Genomic DNA, 18,987 nt, shown 5'->3' with positions numbered 1-18,987 from the left:
AATATTTATTTTTAATAAACTAAAGAAGGTAAACAAAAATGGTAGTTTGTCTCCCAGACACACAAGATGATGAACCACGTATCCCTATTCACTTAAGTAGAGTAGGTGTTACTGGCGTCAAAAAACTTTTAACTCTTAAAAGAAAAGAAAAAAGACCAATCATATTACTACCTACTTTTGATGCTTTTGTAGATTTGCCAAGCACTCAAAAAGGTACACATATGTCTAGAACTCCTGAAGCTATCAGTGAAGTTGTTGATGAAGTTGCTAAAGGTGCATCCGGTGGTGTTGAATCACTCTGTGCAGATATCGTAAATAGGATGCTTGAAAAGCATGAATACGCTAAACGTGTTGAAGTGAACATGGTTAGTGACTACATGTTTATGAAAGAGTCCCCAGTAACTGACAATAGATCCCAAGAAATGGCTAAATTAATAGCTAATGCTGTTGGCATCCGTGAAGATGATGGAACCATCACCATTAGAAAAGCTATTGGTGCTGAAGTTGTTGGAATGACTGTCTGTCCATGTGCACAGGAATCTGTAAGAGAAGTAGATAAAAGCAACTTATTAAAATTCTTAGATGAAGAAACATGTGAAAAAGTATTGGACACTGTAACTTTCGCTTCTCACAACCAAAGAGGAGTGGGAACCATCTTAATAGAAGTTCCTGAAAAGGAATACATCGATGGTGAAAAATTGATTGAAATCATTGAATCCTCTATGAGTTCCCCTATTTCAGAGCTTTTAAAACGTCCTGATGAAAATGCAGTTGTTATGAATGCTCATAAGAATCCTGTATTTGTAGAGGATTGTGTTAGAACAATGAATGAAAAGATCCTTGAGGAATTTTCATACTTGCCTGATGACACATTAATCACTACAAGACAAGAAAACCATGAAAGTATTCACAGACACAATGCTTATGCAGAAAAAGTTTCTACTTTAGGTTCTCTTAAAGAAGAGCTTAATTTATAAAAGAAGTTTATATTAAGTTTTAAACTTAATATTAACTTTAATTTTTTCTTTTTAAACATACGCAAATATTGCTTATTTGCTTAATATAACTTTAAACAATAATAAAAATAATAACTATTTTTAATATTTATAGACCTAGTCAATATTAGGTTTATTAATATATCTTTTTTTCAACTTCAATTTAGACTTTAATTTTACTAGTTTAATCTTAATTAACTTGATTTTTCGTGAAATACCTAATTAACAGCGTTAAATTAAAACTATTTATACTTAATCTGAACATATATATTACTAGGTTAATTGTTTAGTCAATTTATACTTAATCAAAAAAAGTTAGTGGTTTTATGGCAAAAGAAGATAAGAAAGCATCAAGGAAACGTTTTGATGAAATTATGGGTGTTGCAAAATAACACCACTTAGCAAAATTGTTGAAAGACAACGAAGACGATGAAGATTTTGAAATTTCAGACTTGAGATATGCAATGGAAGAGTGCGGTCCTGCATTCATCAAATTAGGTCAATTACTTGCTACAAGACCCGATTTAGTGGGCAATGAAATAGCTGATGATTTGAAATTGCTTAGGGACAACACACCTGCAACTCCTTTTGATGAAATAAGAGTAGTTATCGAAGATGAACTTGGACAGCCTCTCGAAGAGGTATACTCCGAATTCAATGAAGAGCCTCTCGGTTCTGCATCAATCGGTCAAGTTTATAAGGCAACATTAAAGGAAAGTGGCCAAGAAGTTGCAGTTAAGGTTCAAAAGCCAGGCATCATTGATGTGATTGAACCTGATGTAAAAATATTGAATAAAATAGCTGGAACCTTGGATAAACATGTTTCAGGAACAAGAACATATAACTTACCTGCGATGGCTCAAGAATTCGAAAGGTCCATCTTCAAAGAGCTCGACTATATGGAAGAAGTCAGAAACATAGGCAAAATCACCAAAAACTTTTCAGAAGTGGATTACATCAAATTCCCAGAAGTATATCCTGAATACTGTACTTCCAAAGTCATTAACATGGAACTTATTGACGGATATGAAGTGACCGAACTGTTCGACAATGAAATCGAAGGAATAAACAATAAGGAAATCGCTCAGTATGGATGCCAATCCTATTTGAAACAAGTTTTGCTTGACGGATTTTTCCATGCGGACCCACATCCAGGTAACTTGTTTGTAACTAAAGACAACAAGCTTTGCTACATAGACATGGGAATGATGGGAGTCGTAAATGATACTTTCAGATCAAACTTTGCTCAAATGATATTGCTCCTATTGGATGGAAATTCACACCATTTGATCAATCAAATGCTTTATATGAATATCATCACTCCAGAACAGAACACTGATGAATTTAAGGCAGATGTTGATGACTTGCTAAACACCTACATTGGAGTTGACATAGACCAAATGGATGGAATATTCGACAACTTAATGAATGTCATGATCAAGCACAATATCATTCTTCCAAGAGAATTCGTAATGATTGGAAGAGGAATACTCCTTATTGAAGATGCCGGAGACAAATTGGATCCTCACTTCAATCTTACTGCAGAACTTGAAACATTCGCTAAAAAAATGATTAAATCAAAATTCGAACCGGGAAATCTTGTTGGTGGTGGATTCAACTACATTGTAGAAATTGAACACTTGTTAAAAGACTTGCCGGACAGACTTAACAGCACTCTTGACAAGCTTGAAAAAGGACAATTAGAGTTAAATATGAACCACACTGGCTTGGATGAATTGAAAGATCAATTATCCATTTCCTTAATCGTTTCTGCATTGCTTGTTGGTTCATCCATTGCAATTTTAGCAGATAAAGGACCAAGAGTATGGGATATTTCTGCTATTGGATTCTTTGGATTCATTATCAGCGCAATTCTTGGAATATACATAATATATAAATTCTTACGCAAATAAATTGAATCAAAACCCATAAATGGAAAGTGGATTAAGTTAAAACTAGATTATCATGAGGTGAAAAAATGTATAAAAAAATATTTGCATTCCTATTATTAACTTTTTTAATTATAGGTGCAGCAAGTGCAGCAGATTTTAAGATTAATGATGGTTTTGAACAATGGTCGGATGTTGTTTTCCAAAATGAAGAAACCGGCATGGACTTATACACTTGGGATTATGACGATGAATATATTCAAGAATATTATTTGCAAAATTCCAGCGATTACTGCATAGTTTCAGGAGATAATAACACATATAATGTCAGTTATGATTCCGACACCACAATAAGCCATATTACTTCTTATCTGACTTCAGCAAATATCGGTATTGACCATGGGGTCTTGGAAATAGCTGAAGTGGATGGCAAAAAGTATATTTTCATGACTTATATGGAAAGCGGAACCCCTGATGATTGGGAAGCATGTTATGATGAATTGATGATATTCAATGAAAACAATAACATAGAGCCAATAGCAAATGCAATATAAAAAATAGTTAATAAATCAATATTCCTTAGAATATTGATAATTTTTTATTTATTTTTTTCTAATATCTATTTTTAAAAAAAGCAAGTCTTTAAAAAAATACTCAAAATCTATTTTTAAAAAAAAAGTCAATTCCAATCAACTAAATAGAATTGATATAAAAAAATGAAAAGAATTAAATTTATTAAAACTTAATCCTTTGCCCATCTTTTTAGTTGTGGGAACACTTCATTCATCATTTTGGAAGCTTCCTCCTTATCAATCTCTGGATGAACTTCAACCATCTTTTCAATGCAGAAATTCATCATCTCTTCCATAGTCATATCTGAAGTGAATTCACCATCCTTAAAGCAGTAAATACAGTATTCATCATTTTTGGATTCGTCTGCATTGGTTCCAAAAAGCTCTTCAGTCATAGGCATTGCACAGGATTGGCAAAATTTTTGATCTTCAAAGTTTTCCATAATATCATTTTCCTTAATTTATAAGCACATTATAAAGATTCATATCACAATAATATGCATATTTTATACAAAATATATACACATTTATTAAATTATAATATTAAATAATTTTCGAAAGAGCATTTAAAAACTATTTTTTTCTCCATTGATAAGCAATTCTTGGAGAACCATCTCTTACATAAATGGTTCCACACTTCTTAAATCCATTCTTTTCTATCTGTTTTTGCATAATGACATTGTTGCTGTGAGTGTCTATTCTAATGTTATCGCAAATGGATTTGCAATAATCCATTGCAGATTGGAATATTCCATGACCCTTCCCATCACTTGCAATTCTATGTAAAGTGATGTAATCATCATCATTTAGCCAACTGCCATTTTCTATATATTGATAAGTTGGTTCCAATCCGCCAATAAGCACAAAGACACCATGAGGCTCATTATCATCATCACATATCAGATAAGAGATTGAATTGGCAATATCCTCTTTTACCAAATCTTCACTAGGATAGAAATGACCCCACTGATTGGGATTTCCAGATTCAATCATAAAGTCTTGAGCAGCACGATAAATGTCCATAATTAGATTTAAATCATCAATTGTCGCTTTCCTAATATGCATATTTCCACCTCAATGCTTTTCATTTATAGCATCTAAAATGCACTCGATTCCACCAAATGATTTTAACTTATCACCAATGAACTTGGAATTTTCTCTAAATCCATTATCATTTATGAGTTTTTCACTTTCAGCTCTTATGATTTCACTTTTAAATTCATTAATATTCAACACTTTAGCTGCACCGAGATTCTCAACAGATTTCCCATTGTAAATCCTTTCAAACACTCGTCCAGGACATATCAATTGGGGGACTCCATAAATCAATCCATCAATCATGCTGTTTTGACCACCATGATTTATGAATAGAACAGCACTATTAAGCAGTTTAGAAAAGTCCCAACGTTTATCTACATGAATATTTTCATATTCTTGCTTTTCCAGTCCCAATGATGCAATATAAACTTCATAATCAGTGCCAACAAATGCATTTTTTATTTCATTCATCATCTTTTTAGGAGAAATAGTACCATTTCCCATATAAACCAAAATGATATTCTTACTATTCTTAGAATCATTTAAATTATCATCATTTGAGCTATTTTCTAAATTTACATCTTTCCAAGTTCCACAGAAAGTCACATTATCATTTTCAATTGGTTCCAGTTCATAAATGCTTGGAACAAATGACTTGTCTGCCCATTTGAAAAGATCCAATGCAGAATAAACATCTGGAAGACTGTTCTCTTTTAAAAACTTCTTAAGTCCTTTAGCATGCTTTGGACTAGAACTGTATTCTGTTTGTGTGGGATAACTAATGCTTGCAAATAATAGCCTATTCTCAAGTTTCGTAGCTATTATTGCAGAGATATTAAATTCACTATAAACTATGTCCGGATTAAAATCATCAATGGCTTTTCTAATATCTTCAACACTTTTTGCCAAATAATTATAATCAATGTTTCCTGTAAAGTGCAAGACATCCTCAAAGCTGCCCACATTTTTCTTTTCTATTATTCCCAATTTTTGTGCAATAGGAAATGTCTTGCTTGCAATAGCTTTAGGAAGCCCCAGAGGCATGGGAACTTCAAGATAATAGTTTTTAACACCTTCAATTGGCTTATAATTTACATCCTCTGCAATGCAAGTAGCAACTTCAATACCTGCATCTTTTAAATGTTCAACTAGCAATCTAGCCCTACCAGAAGGCCCTGCTGTTTCAGCCATTGCAGCCATTGAACTAATTAACACTTTCATAATATGCCTCTAGATTTAGTTAAAATCTTAAATTATTTTATAATCTTTTTTTATAATCTTTTTATTTTATAATCTTTTTAACTATTAAGTATTTATCAATTTTATTTTATATTTATTTTGTAAAATTTATATACTATCTAAATTAAAAATAACTATATAATTTTTTTAAAAAATAACTTAAACACAATTAAATGATAAAGTGATTTTATGTCAGACGTATTATTAAAAACTACAGGAAAAATTATTGGACATTTCAATGCATTTAAAGGCTCCAGGCCTGCATTCCATGGAGAACATGTTGTTATCGTAAGAGGTGTCAGCCGTGACCAGATTGAAATTGATGAATTGGAATCTAAATTAGCGGAACTTGAAGGAGTTCTCAATGCTAAGGAAGTTGATGTCTTGTCAGATGAGGGTAAAGAATTTGTTGAGAAAGTGGACTCTTACATTAGGGATGCTGAAGATGGTGGTGTAGCACCAGACAATGAAGGATTACTCAAAATGAAAGAGCAATTGGAAGCTATGGGATTAAAAGTAGAGTACAAGCTATTCTTGATGCCTAATGTAGGAACATTTGTAGCTATCTGGAAAGACAAATCTGGATTTGGCCCATTATATGTTGAAGTTACTGCTACTGAAAGGGATGAAATAGCTGAATAAATTAAATTTGCCTAAACTATTTTTCTAAATTAAATTAAAACTGGTGTAAAATGTCTAATCTATCCAATATTGACTTTGAAAATCTCACAAGAGAAGACCTAATATCCATTTTAGAATGCAAAAAAGAAGATATTCTAGAAATCATGACTTTAGCTAATTCCAAAAGGGAAAGCAATTATGTCACATATTCCAAGAATGTTTTCATTCCAGTTACAAAAATATGCAGAAACGATTGTGGATACTGTGCATTCAAGCAAAACCCAGATGACCCTGATGCAATAGTGCTAATGGAAAAGGAAGAGATATTGGCTACCTTAAAGGAAGCTGAAAAGTATGGCTGCAAGGAAGCACTCTTTACAATGGGCGAAGATGCAGACAATGAGGAAGCTGTAAAACTAAAGTTAGAGAAATTAGGCTATGAAAACATGATAGATTACATTTATGACATCTGCAAGATGACTGTAGAGGAAACATCACTTCTACCCCATACAAATGCCGGCAACTTCTCATATGAAGATATGAAAAAGCTCAAACAATACAATATCTCAATGGGAATGATGCTTGAAAGCTCATCAGAAAGGTTGATGAGCACAATAGCTCACGAGAAAAGTCCTGGAAAAGATCCAAAAATACGTCTTGAAACAATTGAAAATGCTGGAAAGCTTAATATTGCATACACCACTGGAATACTCATTGGAATCGGAGAAACAAAAGAGGAAATAGCTGATTCATTGCTTAAAATAAAAGAGCTTTGCGATAAGTATGGCCATATCCAAGAAGTAATTATCCAAAACTTTACAGTAAGTCCTGGAATAGAAATGGAAGATTATGAAGAGCCAAGCCTACTGGATATGGTTAGAACTGTTGCAGCAGCACAGCTCCTTTTTGATGAAGAGGTTTCAGTACAAGTTCCGCCTAACCTAAACTATGAAACCAGCCAAATATTCCTACTCTGCGGTACAGACGATTGGGGAGGAGTTTCACCGCTTAGTGAAGATTATGTGAACCCATCATCCCCATGGCCAACACTTGAAAAGTTAGAAAAATTAACTAATGATGCAGGATATGAATTAATAGAAAGGTTAGCCATATATAAAAAATACATTAATGAAAAATATATTGAAAATCCAATATTATTGGAAAAAACAAAAAAAGCCCGAGAAGAAATCAATAACTGATTTCTTTAATTTATTTAATCTTTAAAGAGATTATAAAAAATAATCTCTTCATTTAACTTATCTAATTTTTAAAGAGATTAAAAATAAATAATCTCTTAAAATAATTTTAAATCTATAAAAAAATTCTGCCTAATTTTAAAAGTGATTTCGGATCTGCTTTGATAACTATCTTAACAATATCAGTTGTAGTAAGCTTATCAAATTTCATTTCCTTGAATTTATGAGCAATCCTATTGATGTCATCATCATCTAAAGTCCATAGGTACTCAGTGACTTTAGTGTATTTTTGCATTTCACTGCCCATTTCATCCAAATATAATTTTTCATACTTCTTAAGGAAATTGCTGGAACAGTCCCCTGATTTTATGGCTTCTGCAGCAACCTCCCCGGCAAATCTGCCTCCTAACATACCATTGGTGATTCCGCCACCAGTCAAAGGATTGACTTGGCTTGCAGCATCCCCTACAAGCATGATATTATCTCCATACATTTCCTTGACAAGACCTCCAACTGGGTCTCCGCCGGAATTCAGTTCAACTGCCTGAGCATCCTGAGTGGCATAACAGCTGTCTGCAGCATCAACAAGGTATTCGTAAGCGGATTTTTCCGCCATATTTGTAATGATTCCAAGACCAACATTTGCAACATCCCCGCCTTTAGGGAAGAGCCAGAAATATCCTCCTGGAGCAACACTGCCAAAATAGAACTCAAGATAATCATTTCTTTTCATATTGACATTGCACATCTCAAATTGGACACCAGCCACCATATGTTGAGGCTTTATATATGCATTCAATCCAGCCCATTTGGCTACATGACTTTCCGGACCATCAGCGCCTATGATAATTTTAGCATGAATATCAAAGATTTCCCCCATGGATTCACAACTTACAATGAATGTTCCGTCTTCCTGTCTTTTAAGGCCTTTTGCTTGGGTCTTGATTTTAATTTGTGCACCTTCCCTTGCAGCGACCGCAGCCATATGCTTATCAAAGACCTTACGCTCAAGGACATAACCTGCATCAGGCAAATCTATTTGAGTCTCATCAAGCCAAATGTCTGTTCCATCAGGAGCAACGAACCTTACACCGCTAATTTCATTGGTAACCCAATGAGGATCCATTTCAAGGTCGAGCTTTTCAAAGATCTTTTTTGAAACCCCTTCAGCACATCTTTTAGGAAATCCTATTTCGGACTTTTTATCCATTAGAATTACATCAACTCCTCCTTTAGCTGCAAATCTTGCAGCAGAAGAGCCTGCTGGTCCTGCACCAATTACCAATACATCAGTTTCAATCATAATACTTCTTCCTATATATAAAAGACATTTATATTTCCAAATTAATATAATTTTTTAAAAAATCCTTACATCCAAAACTATATGCTCCACACCAGGAGCATACCTTTTAATTTTTTGAATATTCAAGACTTCCACTTCTCGCTCACCACAATGCCAAGCCATCTCCTTTACTCTCTCGTATGGCCTGGTTTCAATAAGCTTATCTGGAACTGTTTCATGATAATGGATTATTCCACCCTCCTTAACGCATTCCATTGCTGGCTTCAGGAAGTGATGAGTTGTCTTGACATATCCCATCAATACCCTATCGGCACTGTATTTAGGAGCTTCTATGGCACAGTCTCCCAAAACAGGAATCATTCTTTCATATTTTGCCTTCTCATTTATCTTATTCAATTCAATATTCTTTTTTAGGAAATGATAGGAATTTGGATTGATCTCTATTGAAATGATTTCCTTTGCCCTACTGTGAACTCCAATTGGAATTGAAAAATAGCCTATACCTGCAAACATATCCACAACTGTTTCACCATCCTTAACAAGCTTTGCTATCCTTAGTCTTTCATTATTGTTTCCTTTAGCCCACATCACTTTAGACAGGTCCAGATTGAATAAGCAACCGTTTTCCTTATGAATGGTTTCTGTTTCTCTTCCATAAAGAAGACTTACAGTAGGTTCTCTCTTTTGTCCTTCAATCCTATCAATCTTAATAATTGACTTGACTTTATGTTCAGCTGCAATGGATTCCAAACTATATAGAGAATCATTATTGAACTTATTGTCAACTATTAAAATATCTCCAATTTTCTTCCATTTCAAAGAATCACCAGATGAATAAAAATCTCTATTCTAAATTCAATAAATATACTTTATTTTAATTAAATAAAATATTTTTGTAAAAAATTATTTCTTAATACTTTGGAAAGAGGATAAATAAAGAATCTTTCAAAAATATTAAATAAACCTTCAAATAAATAACTTAATTAAGTATTAATTTGATTAATATTTGGGGATTGCATGAATAAGAAAAAATGTTTATTATTTGGTTTTCTAATTTTAATATTGATCATTTCACTTGCCTCTGTTAATGCTAGTGAAAACACATCCTATTCAGATGATTCCATCACTTCAATTGGTGACAATATACAGTCCATTGAAGATCCTGGCAATGTCATCAATGAAAACCAAGTCACACAAAAATATCCGAACATTTCAAATGAAAAAGACACAACAGACATCATTAGCTCATCCACACTAAGTTCCAATCACTATGTTTCAGGAACATCATTTTCCAACATCCGTTCAGCAGCCAACAGCTCCAAACCAGGAGACACAATAACACTAAACGGCACATACCATAGCGACAAAAAGCAAATCACCATCAACACAGACAACATCACCATAAAAGGCAAATCACCCAATTCCAAAGCAATCCTAGATGGCAGCGACAGTGAAACCCGTATCCTACGCATCAACGGAGACAATGTTCATCTGGAAAACCTAATCTTCCAGAATGTCCATGCAGACATCTGGGGCGGAACAATAAGCTCCTACGGAAAACACCTGACAATCACCAACTGCGAATTCATTAACAACAATGCCCAAATAGGTGCAATCGTACTGAACAACGAATCCCACAACGCAACAATAAAAAACTGCATATTCAAGGAAAACGGAGCCATATTCACACACAATGGAACAGGAGGGTATGGAGGAGCAATAGACACACATGCACTAAACACCAAAATAATCAACTGCACATTCACAAGCAACAACGCCCTAGGCGGTGGAGCAATATACATGCTGCACCACGGAAACAACACAATCAAAGACTGCACATTCACAAACAACACAGCAAAAAACGGCGGAGCAATACTCCAAGCAAAAGACAACACAAACCTAAATATAATAAACTGCAACTTCACAAACAACACAGCAGAAAACAACGGAGGAGCATTATACCTAAACAACAAAACAGCTATTAAAAATTCAAGGTTCCTAGATAATCTGGCATTATCCTACGGCGGAGGAGCATTTGTCAACTCATTAAATGAAATGATAAATTGCAAATTTGAAAATAACATAGCATTATCAAATGGAGGAGGAATATATTACAAGAATGGGCTAAATTCCCAAATAATTTCCTCCACATTTTCAAATAATCTGGCTAAGCTTGGAGGTGCAATATTTACAAACCATACACTAAACATTTCAAGATCCAATTTCACATTAAACAATGCAATTTTAGGTGGAGCAATATTCAACAACGCCATCTTAAAATTAAACAAATCACTCTTTAAATTTAATACCGCTTTAAACGGAAGCTCAATATACAATAACAACACAGCAATTCTCTCTACTAATATTTTCCAGGACAACCAAGCCAAAAGCTACAAACTTAATGTAATCAATTACAGCACAAAAAACAAGGAAAATATAATTGATCTGCTTGTCTTCCTAGAATATGGAGACAATTACCCTGGAGTATACAGCCTTGGAGATTTGATTGTTGATGATCTTGCTCCCACATTGTCTAAAGGTGCACCAAATCAAGAGTTAATTCTAACTCTCAATGGCAAAAACTTTACAAGCATTACCAATTCTTCAGGATTTGCCATATTTGAAATACCAGCAAAAAACCTTAAAAACGGAAATTATTCTTTCCAAATAACACACCCCACAAGCAACATATCCACTCCCATAAACATCACTGGAATATTAGAGATATTCAATAAAGAAACTAACAATAATGAGAATAACAATAAAAATAGTAACATAAATAATGAGGATACTTCAAGAAATTCAACCAATATTATTGAAATGGAAAATAACCATAAAAAAGTCCATTCTAAACTTTTATCTAGTGGAGACACATCGGATATTGTTATCTATTCAGATAACCCTTATATCAAAATAGACACATCCACCAGTTCAAAGAATAAAAATGATATTGATAAAATGTTCTTTGGTTTATTTAAGGATTATACTGATGATTTTTATAAAAAGTTCCCATATGCAAAAAATAGAACAGATGCAAATATGTTATTCATATCATATCTTTATAAAGAGTTCTCTCATGATTTATTGACTAATCCTAACTCTTTCCTATCCATATACCCTATTGCTTTAGGATTGGATCTGTATGTTGTTGGCGCATTCGCTGAAGCATATGTTGCATGCAATGGCAGCATCAGTGGATTCTTAAAATATCCCTTCTTCCATGACCCACAATATAACAAATTTATGGATGCAACATTTGGCGAGTATTCCCCATGGATAAAAGGCATTCTAGATTTTGCTATAGGCATAGATGCAAATGGAGATATGTCAATAGCTCAATTTATAATAAATGTTATTTCTTTATTAGGTGTTGGATTATTAGAAAAGGGAGGTTCCAAAATATTAACTAGATTAAATAAACTCAATATGTACCTTAAAGGTTCAAAGATAACAATATTTATTCCTAATAGGCTTCCTAATCTAAACACTATGTTAAATCTAGTTGATATATCTATTCAGTTGGTTAATAAGCCCCATACAGGAATAATTTCTTTAACATATGACATTGGCAAGTTTCTTGCAGAGAAATTTGGGTTTAATATGGCATCTAAAGGTACAGAATCCAGCATAATAACTTCAATTATTAAAACATCCCAAATAATCGATAGATACCTAAATAATTTAAGCAAACCAGTATTAAATATACTAACTGCAGATTTTCTAACTTTTTCTTCAAAAGTTAAAAATTTAACTAAAACTCTCACAAAATATAATGCATCTAATAAAAGAAAAACAGTATTATATAAAGGTAATACATCAATTTACAAAAAAAATAAAGAAGGCCAAATTAAATTCATCAAAAAAATTTCTAAAAAAATTTCTAAAATAACACCCAAACAAATAAAAAATAAAATAAAAAGAGGAATAAAAAAATTAGCTAAACAATTAGGAATTTCAAATAAAAACAAAAAAGAATATGGCAAAAAACAAAAAATTATAATTAAAACTGCAAAAAAAGTCATCGAAAAAGTTAGTACAAAAGTTAAAACCAAAACAAACAAGAAAAGAACAAAATACCCAAAAAATAATAAAAAAGGTAAAAATAATAAAATGCATAAAGTGACTCAAACTGCTAAAAAATTTACTGCTAAAGTAGGCAATATTATAAAAAGTAAAGGAAAACAATTAATGAATAAAGTAGTTAATAATACAAAGAAATTATTAAAAAGCTTCATAAATTAAATTATTAAAATTTCTAGGAGGAATGAAAGTGAATTTGATTGGAACAATAAAATCTTTTAATTATAGTTATGATGATTTATGTGAGTATTACCTAAAAAAAATTAGCGAATTTGAAGACATAACACGTTTAAATGAACTTATTGAGTTAATTAAATCTTTAAAAACTAGTGATGTCTTTCATCGTTATGCAACTTGGGATAAAATGGGTGAAGATGACACCATATTCCTTTTTGACATTAATAAGGTTAAAATTTTTAAATGTGCTAAAAAGGGTTTAGGTTATCGGCATTTAATACCTCTTTATATTCCTGAAATAACCCATCGTTTGATTGATATAAATACACTTATTTCCATTTATGCTGTGGTTCAAATTTCATACATCACTTATTCTGGTCATTACCTTGAGTGGGAAGAGGATAAAGCAATTAAACTTTCTGATATTGGAGCCCATATCACTTTCTTTGTTGAAGATTTTGATGATACGGAGAATCCCCTGCCGGATTATGATGAAAGATTTTTTAAAAAACTTCATAGAACATATTGGGAAAATAAAAAGGCAGAAAAATTAGATACATTGATACATAGATTAATATCCACTATTTATGGCAGCTGCGATTTGGATTTTCTATATTGCCGCGGATTTCATATGGCAATGTTTTATCTCATGGGATGCAATGCTCTAAAAGAAGGAAGAGACAGCATTACTTGCGAAGATGTGGTAATAGCATACCTGACTGGATTCAAAATCATCCTCAATGACATCAGACCACTGGTATACGAACTATACGATGAAGAAAAATGGAAAGATGAAAGCAGCTGGAAATAATAAAAAAATAATGGAGTGTTTATATGATAGTGAATCGAAGCTTTGCAAAAGTCGTTTCTGTACTGTTCTTCCTTGAATTCGCATCCCTTTTTGCAATTGCAACAATGATCATCAATCCAGGATTCCAATTCTCACAAAATCCACTGATCCGTTTTGCAGGACTGTTCTTCTGTCTTTTAGTTACTGCAATCTTCTACTCATTCATATCAGAGGATGAAGAAACAATAAAGGGCAAAGACCAAGGAAATTTCCTAATCAAGGAAGAAATGGAATATAAAAGATTAATTCCAATAATAATCGTAGTGGGAATATTCATCGCATTTATCCTATTCCTTATCCTGAGGCCATATGGAATAATCTGAATTTCTTATTTTATTTAAATCATCAAAAACTATATGCTAAAAATATTAAACTAATTTAAAAACATTTAAATAATACAAAGCCAATAATAAGAGTAAATACATTAAAATAAATTAAAGTTATTAAAATCAATATTAATTTATAAACAAAAATATTGATTAGTACTAGGTAGTTTTGAAAATAAATGAAAATTAAGAGATTAAATTAAAAATAAAAATTAAATTAATCTTTAATATCAAAATAATCGAAAATTGAGTAATTAAAAAATTATAAAAAATCAAAAATTATTTGAAAATGAAAGAAATTATCCATTAGAATTTGTGAAAATAACGAAACTATTATATATAATGTATAACATAATAAGAATAGGTTAGGAAGTGCGAGTTATATTGTATAAATATTAATTGATTTTACAAATTTTATATAACTTATTAAACCTGACAATTTCTAATTTTAATAATAATTTCAATCATTAAAACATTATATTTTTAAGATTATTTTTTATTATTTAAGATTATTTAATAATTTAAATTTAATTTTACATTATTATACGAGGTGTATTAATATGGCTGATAAAAACACATTTGAAGGTACCACTACTGTCGGTATTACCTGTAAAGATGGTGTTGTATTTGCAAGCGAAAGAAGAGCAAGTATGGGAAACCTTGTTGCTCACAAAGTAGCTGAAAAAATATTCAAAATTGACAATCACATTGCAGCAACAATTGCAGGATCTGTTGCAGATGCACAAAGCTTAATGAAAATCATTAGCGCTGAAACTGCATTATACAGATTAAGAAATGGTAAAGACATTAGCTTAGAAGCTGCTGCAGCTGTAAGTTCTAACATATTACACTCCTCACCAGCATATGTACAAACTCTTATCGGAGGAGTAGATGACACTGGTGCATCAATATATTCTTTAGATGCAGCAGGAGGTATGATTAAGGATACTTTCATTTCTACCGGTTCCGGTTCTACATTTGCATATGGTGTTCTTGAAGACAGATTCCACGAAGACATCACTGTAGAAGAAGCTAAAGAATTAGCTTTAAGAGCTATCAAAGCTGCTACAGAAAGAGACACTTACTCTGGAAATGGCTTCTTAGTAGCTGAAGTTACTAAAGACGGATACAAGATGTTAGAAAAAGAAGAAGTTGAATCTATTATTGAAAAAATTAATAGCTAAAAAATATATACGAATTATTTATTTTTTAACTTTATTTTACAACTAATTTTACATATTACAGTATAGATAGTATATGCAATAAATTAAGTAAACATCTTTTTTATGACACAGAAGCTGTTTATTTAATCCATAAGAATATTGATGTCGTAGATTAAAATCAATATTCTTAACTTTTAATTTAATTTTAAATCCTGAATTTAGAAATTTATATAATTATATTTTTAGATAATATTAGGATTTTGATTAGTTAATTAATTTAATTATTTAGAATTAATTATAGAATAATTATTCAATTAAACGGCTTATTTAAAAATTAACCAAAATTTACTTAACGAATATTTTTAAAAAACATTTTCTATAACTGATTAAAGGAAAATAAAAGAAGAATTGGAAATTACAAAAATATTGATTTTATACCATATGCTAATTTTATACGTCTATTTTTCGAAGTGATAATATGGCTTCAAACGTTTTAGAAGAAATCAAACAAAAAATTACAAAAAAACTACCTGATGAAGTTCAATTAGCTAATATTGAATTTGAAGGTCCTGAGGTTGTTATTTATACAAAAAACCCAGACATTGTAGCAGACAATGGGGACTTAATCAGAAACTTGGCAAAAGAACTTAGAAAAAGAATCATAATCAGATCAGACAAATCAGTTTTATTACCATACGAAGAAACTATTCAAAAAGTCGAAGAGATCGTTCCAGAAGATGCTGAAATCAGTAACATCACCTTTGATGAAGTTACCAACGAAGTGGTTATAGAAGCTACCAAACCTGGACTTGTAATTGGAAAATATGGAGTGACCTCAAGGGAAATCGTTAGAAAAACCGGATGGGCTCCAAAGATTTTAAGAAGTCCTCCAATCCGATCTGAAATTATCGATAGAATCAGAAATACCTTGATGCACAACAGTAAGGAAAGAAAGAAAATCTTGCAGACTTTAGGTGCAAGAATCCACCAAGGCGGAAAATATGATAATGATTGGACCAGATTAACCGCTATGGGAGGATTTAAAGAGGTAGGGCGTTCCTGCATGTTACTTCAAACTCCAAACAGTAGAGTGTTGCTTGATTGTGGAGTAAACGTAGCAGGGCAAGATGAAAAAAGTTCATTCCCAATGCTTGGAGTTCCTGAGTTTTCAATTCAAGACCTTGATGCAGTTGTAGTGTCTCACGCTCACTTGGACCACTGTGGATTCATTCCTTACCTTTACCACTATGGATACGAAGGTCCTGTATACTGTACCTCTGCAACAAGAGACTTGATGACCTTATTGCAATTGGATTACATTGACATTGCACATAGGGAAAACAACCCACTTCCATTTAATGTAAAGCATGTGCAAAAGATGATCAAGCACACAATCACTCTTGACTATGGAGTAGTAACAGATATATCTCCAGACATCAAATTGACCTTGCATAATGCAGGTCACATTTTAGGTTCCGCTATGTGCCACTTCCACATTGGTGACGGTGCACATAACTTGCTCTACACTGGAGACTTCAAATACGAAAGAAGCAGACTCTTGGAACCTGCAACCACAAGATTCCCTAGAGTGGAAAGCTGCATTATGGAAAGTACATATGGTGGACACGAAGATGTTACCCCATCAAGAAACAATGCAGAAAAAGAATTGATGAAGACCATCTACAAAACATTAAAACGTGGCGGAAAAGTATTGGTTCCTGTATTTGCAGTAGGAAGAGCACAAGAATTGATGATTGTGCTTGAAGAGTACATGCGCCATGGAATGGTTGAAGAAGTGCCAATCCATCTTGATGGTATGATCTGGGAAGCAACTGCAGTGCACACTGCAAGACCTGAATACTTAAGCAAAGACTTAAGGGATCAAATTTTCCATATGGGAAGAAATCCATTTATTGCAGAATCATTCAATAAGGTTCAAAACAATGCTGAAAGAAAACAGATTGTAGAAGGAGAACCATCAATTATCCTTTCAACATCTGGTATGATGACTGGTGGAAACTCTGTTGAGTACTTCAAATGGTTATGTGAAGACAAGAACAATTCCATTGTTTTCGTAGGTTACCAATCAGAAGGATCCCTTGGTAGAAAAATCCAAAAAGGACACAAGGAAATCCCATTGGAAGATGAAACAGGTAAAAAAAGAATCTACAATGTTAAAATGGATGTTAAAACCATTGAAGGATTCAGTGGTCACTCCAACAGAAGACAATTGATGGAATTTGCAAAAAGATTGCACCCAAGACCGGATAAGATCATCACTTGTCACGGAGACCCATATAAAACTGTTGACTTAGCTTCAAGCATTCACAGAAGTTATAAGGTAGAGACCAAAACTCCACTTATTCTTGAAGCAACCAGACTTCAATAATTTTAAATATTTGTAAAATATTTTTTTTAAAATATTTTATTTAAAAATTTTTTAAATATTTTTTTAAATATTTCATATTTAAAACTAAAATTTATTTTTTTTTAATTTTTAATTCAATTTTACCATTAATTATTCTAAATAATTAATATAATATAAATAATAGCTAAAACAAATATTATAATGTTAGCTATTATTTAATTGTTAATAATAGCCTATTAAAATAAAACTTTGAAAAATAAAAAATTATAGAAATTATTATTAGGTGAATTTTATGGTTACTTACTCAGAATCTGGTGTTGACATTGACCTTGAAGCATTAACCGTTTCCAAATTAGCTTCAAAATTGCAGCCAACATTAGAATACAGAAATATTATTACTGACAGTGGACACTTTGCAGCATTAGTTGAACTCGGCGATAAGGCTATTGCTATGAGTACTGATGGTGTAGGAAGTAAAATATTAGTTGCAAAAATGATGGAAAAATATGATACTGTTGGAATTGACATGATTGCAATGGTAGTAAACGATATCCTTTGTGTAGGTGCAGAACCAATCGCATTAGTTGACTACTTAGCAGTTGAAGAACCAGACCCAAAAGTAGCTGAAGAAATTGCAGACGGTCTTGTCCAAGGGGCAAAAGAATCTCAAATCGCAATCATTGGTGGAGAAACCGCTTCCCTTCCAGGAATTGTAAAAGACTTTGACTTAGCAGGAACCGGTATCGGTTTTGTAGACAAGGATAAAATCATAACTGGTGCAGATATCCAGGAAGGAGATGTATTAATCGGCCTTAGAAGCAGCGGTATTCACAGTAATGGTTTAAGTTTAGCTAGAAGAGCAATCTTTGAAGAAGGTGGATTTGATGTTAACGACAAAATGCCTAATGGCGAAACCACTATCGGAGAAGAATTATTGAAACCAACCCAATTGTATGTTAAATCAATTGTTGACCTTTTAAAACATGACTTTAACATTAAAGGTCTTGCTCATATGACTGGTGGTGGAGTAAACAACCTTTCAAGACTTAAAAAAGGAATCGGATTTGACATTACCGATTATCCAGAACCACAAGACATCTTTAAATTGATTTATGAACAAGGAGTTCCTTTAGAGGAAATGTATAAGGTTTTCAATATGGGTGTAGGATT

16 protein-coding genes are annotated in these 18,987 nt (G+C 32.4%); 11 read left to right on the top strand and 5 right to left on the bottom strand.

Annotated elements, in window-relative coordinates; genetic code table 11:
* Window positions 1-38 precede the first annotated feature (38 nt).
* From mptA to QZU90_RS08550, 3 genes are all read left to right on the top strand, one after another.
* The gene (gene mptA, locus QZU90_RS08560; protein WP_296856672.1) at window positions 39-977 is read left to right on the top strand and encodes a GTP cyclohydrolase MptA; all 939 of its coding nucleotides are present in this window, start codon (window positions 39-41) and stop codon (window positions 975-977) included.
* Between the two features lie 428 nt (window positions 978-1,405).
* Window positions 1,406-2,908 (top strand): AarF/ABC1/UbiB kinase family protein, encoded by a 1,503-nt coding sequence (locus QZU90_RS08555; protein WP_295606010.1) that lies wholly within the window; start codon window positions 1,406-1,408, stop codon window positions 2,906-2,908.
* A gap of 65 nt (window positions 2,909-2,973) precedes the next feature.
* The gene (locus tag QZU90_RS08550; RefSeq protein ID WP_295606008.1) at window positions 2,974-3,438 is read left to right on the top strand and encodes a hypothetical protein; all 465 of its coding nucleotides are present in this window, start codon (window positions 2,974-2,976) and stop codon (window positions 3,436-3,438) included.
* A gap of 188 nt (window positions 3,439-3,626) precedes the next feature.
* Here QZU90_RS08550 and QZU90_RS08545 read toward each other — a convergent pair whose 3' ends face one another.
* The 3 genes from QZU90_RS08545 to QZU90_RS08535 all read right to left on the bottom strand — a co-directional run bounded on the left by QZU90_RS08545 (window position 3,627) and on the right by QZU90_RS08535 (window position 5,715).
* Window positions 3,627-3,899, bottom strand: a complete 273-nt coding sequence (locus QZU90_RS08545; protein WP_295606006.1) for a zinc ribbon domain-containing protein — start codon at window positions 3,897-3,899, stop codon at window positions 3,627-3,629.
* Window positions 3,900-4,029: 130 nt separating this feature from the next.
* Entirely contained in the window at window positions 4,030-4,521 is a 492-nt protein-coding gene (locus QZU90_RS08540; RefSeq protein ID WP_295606004.1) for a GNAT family N-acetyltransferase, read from the bottom strand.
* Between the two features lie 9 nt (window positions 4,522-4,530).
* On the bottom strand, window positions 4,531-5,715 hold the full coding sequence (locus QZU90_RS08535) for a glycosyltransferase (protein WP_295606002.1): 1,185 nt from the start codon (window positions 5,713-5,715) through the stop codon (window positions 4,531-4,533).
* Window positions 5,716-5,922: 207 nt separating this feature from the next.
* On the opposite strand from QZU90_RS08535, the gene QZU90_RS08530 reads away from it, so the two are divergent.
* Complete coding sequence (locus QZU90_RS08530; RefSeq protein ID WP_295606000.1) at window positions 5,923-6,375, top strand: DUF2120 domain-containing protein; 453 nt, start codon at window positions 5,923-5,925, stop codon at window positions 6,373-6,375.
* Between the two features lie 50 nt (window positions 6,376-6,425).
* Window positions 6,426-7,553, top strand: a complete 1,128-nt coding sequence (gene cofG / locus QZU90_RS08525) for a 7,8-didemethyl-8-hydroxy-5-deazariboflavin synthase subunit CofG (protein ID WP_295605998.1) — start codon at window positions 6,426-6,428, stop codon at window positions 7,551-7,553.
* 112 nt (window positions 7,554-7,665) lie between these two features.
* Here cofG and QZU90_RS08520 read toward each other — a convergent pair whose 3' ends face one another.
* Both QZU90_RS08520 and QZU90_RS08515 read right to left on the bottom strand, forming a co-directional pair.
* Window positions 7,666-8,853: an NAD(P)/FAD-dependent oxidoreductase gene (locus QZU90_RS08520; RefSeq protein WP_295605996.1), complete on the bottom strand. Its 1,188-nt coding sequence runs from the start codon at window positions 8,851-8,853 to the stop codon at window positions 7,666-7,668.
* 54 nt (window positions 8,854-8,907) lie between these two features.
* The gene (locus QZU90_RS08515; protein WP_295605994.1) at window positions 8,908-9,672 is read right to left on the bottom strand and encodes a class I SAM-dependent methyltransferase family protein; all 765 of its coding nucleotides are present in this window, start codon (window positions 9,670-9,672) and stop codon (window positions 8,908-8,910) included.
* A gap of 198 nt (window positions 9,673-9,870) precedes the next feature.
* Here QZU90_RS08515 and QZU90_RS08510 point away from each other — a divergent pair, with 198 nt between their 5' ends.
* The 6 genes from QZU90_RS08510 to purM form a co-directional block, all read left to right on the top strand.
* Window positions 9,871-13,095, top strand: coding sequence for a nitrous oxide reductase family maturation protein NosD (locus tag QZU90_RS08510; protein WP_295605992.1), 3,225 nt, complete (start codon window positions 9,871-9,873; stop codon window positions 13,093-13,095).
* A 22-nt stretch (window positions 13,096-13,117) separates the two neighbouring features.
* Window positions 13,118-13,921, top strand: a complete 804-nt coding sequence (locus tag QZU90_RS08505; protein ID WP_296856668.1) for a hypothetical protein — start codon at window positions 13,118-13,120, stop codon at window positions 13,919-13,921.
* A 23-nt stretch (window positions 13,922-13,944) separates the two neighbouring features.
* The gene (locus QZU90_RS08500) at window positions 13,945-14,283 is read left to right on the top strand and encodes a hypothetical protein (RefSeq protein WP_295605989.1); all 339 of its coding nucleotides are present in this window, start codon (window positions 13,945-13,947) and stop codon (window positions 14,281-14,283) included.
* A gap of 563 nt (window positions 14,284-14,846) precedes the next feature.
* Window positions 14,847-15,470 (top strand): archaeal proteasome endopeptidase complex subunit beta, encoded by a 624-nt coding sequence (gene psmB, locus QZU90_RS08495; protein WP_292788011.1) that lies wholly within the window; start codon window positions 14,847-14,849, stop codon window positions 15,468-15,470.
* 457 nt (window positions 15,471-15,927) lie between these two features.
* Entirely contained in the window at window positions 15,928-17,838 is a 1,911-nt protein-coding gene (locus QZU90_RS08490) for a beta-CASP ribonuclease aCPSF1 (RefSeq protein ID WP_295605986.1), read from the top strand.
* 271 nt (window positions 17,839-18,109) lie between these two features.
* A partial coding sequence (gene purM / locus QZU90_RS08485; protein WP_296856665.1) for a phosphoribosylformylglycinamidine cyclo-ligase occupies window positions 18,110-18,987 on the top strand: 878 nt, incomplete at its 3' end.

The organism is uncultured Methanobrevibacter sp., assembly GCF_902784195.1.
GTDB lineage: Archaea > Methanobacteriota > Methanobacteria > Methanobacteriales > Methanobacteriaceae > Methanobrevibacter.
The sequence above is the reverse complement of the archived record's forward strand: the minus strand, read 5'-3'. Positions and strand labels throughout refer to the sequence as shown.

Bases quoted from the DNA above. Each gene is read 5' to 3' on its own strand.
- mptA (WP_296856672.1), top strand. From the start codon at position 39: ATGGTAGTTTGTCTCCCAGACACACAAGATGATGAACCACGTATCCCT.
- QZU90_RS08550 (WP_295606008.1), top strand. From the start codon at position 2,974: ATGTATAAAAAAATATTTGCATTCCTATTATTAACTTTTTTAATTATA.
- QZU90_RS08545 (WP_295606006.1), bottom strand. From the start codon at position 3,899: ATGGAAAACTTTGAAGATCAAAAATTTTGCCAATCCTGTGCAATGCCT.
- QZU90_RS08540 (WP_295606004.1), bottom strand. From the start codon at position 4,521: ATGCATATTAGGAAAGCGACAATTGATGATTTAAATCTAATTATGGAC.
- QZU90_RS08535 (WP_295606002.1), bottom strand. From the start codon at position 5,715: ATGAAAGTGTTAATTAGTTCAATGGCTGCAATGGCTGAAACAGCAGGG.
- QZU90_RS08530 (WP_295606000.1), top strand. From the start codon at position 5,923: ATGTCAGACGTATTATTAAAAACTACAGGAAAAATTATTGGACATTTC.
- cofG (WP_295605998.1), top strand. From the start codon at position 6,426: ATGTCTAATCTATCCAATATTGACTTTGAAAATCTCACAAGAGAAGAC.
- QZU90_RS08520 (WP_295605996.1), bottom strand. From the start codon at position 8,853: ATGATTGAAACTGATGTATTGGTAATTGGTGCAGGACCAGCAGGCTCT.
- QZU90_RS08510 (WP_295605992.1), top strand. From the start codon at position 9,871: ATGAATAAGAAAAAATGTTTATTATTTGGTTTTCTAATTTTAATATTG.
- QZU90_RS08505 (WP_296856668.1), top strand. From the start codon at position 13,118: ATGAAAGTGAATTTGATTGGAACAATAAAATCTTTTAATTATAGTTAT.
- QZU90_RS08500 (WP_295605989.1), top strand. From the start codon at position 13,945: ATGATAGTGAATCGAAGCTTTGCAAAAGTCGTTTCTGTACTGTTCTTC.
- psmB (WP_292788011.1), top strand. From the start codon at position 14,847: ATGGCTGATAAAAACACATTTGAAGGTACCACTACTGTCGGTATTACC.
- QZU90_RS08490 (WP_295605986.1), top strand. From the start codon at position 15,928: ATGGCTTCAAACGTTTTAGAAGAAATCAAACAAAAAATTACAAAAAAA.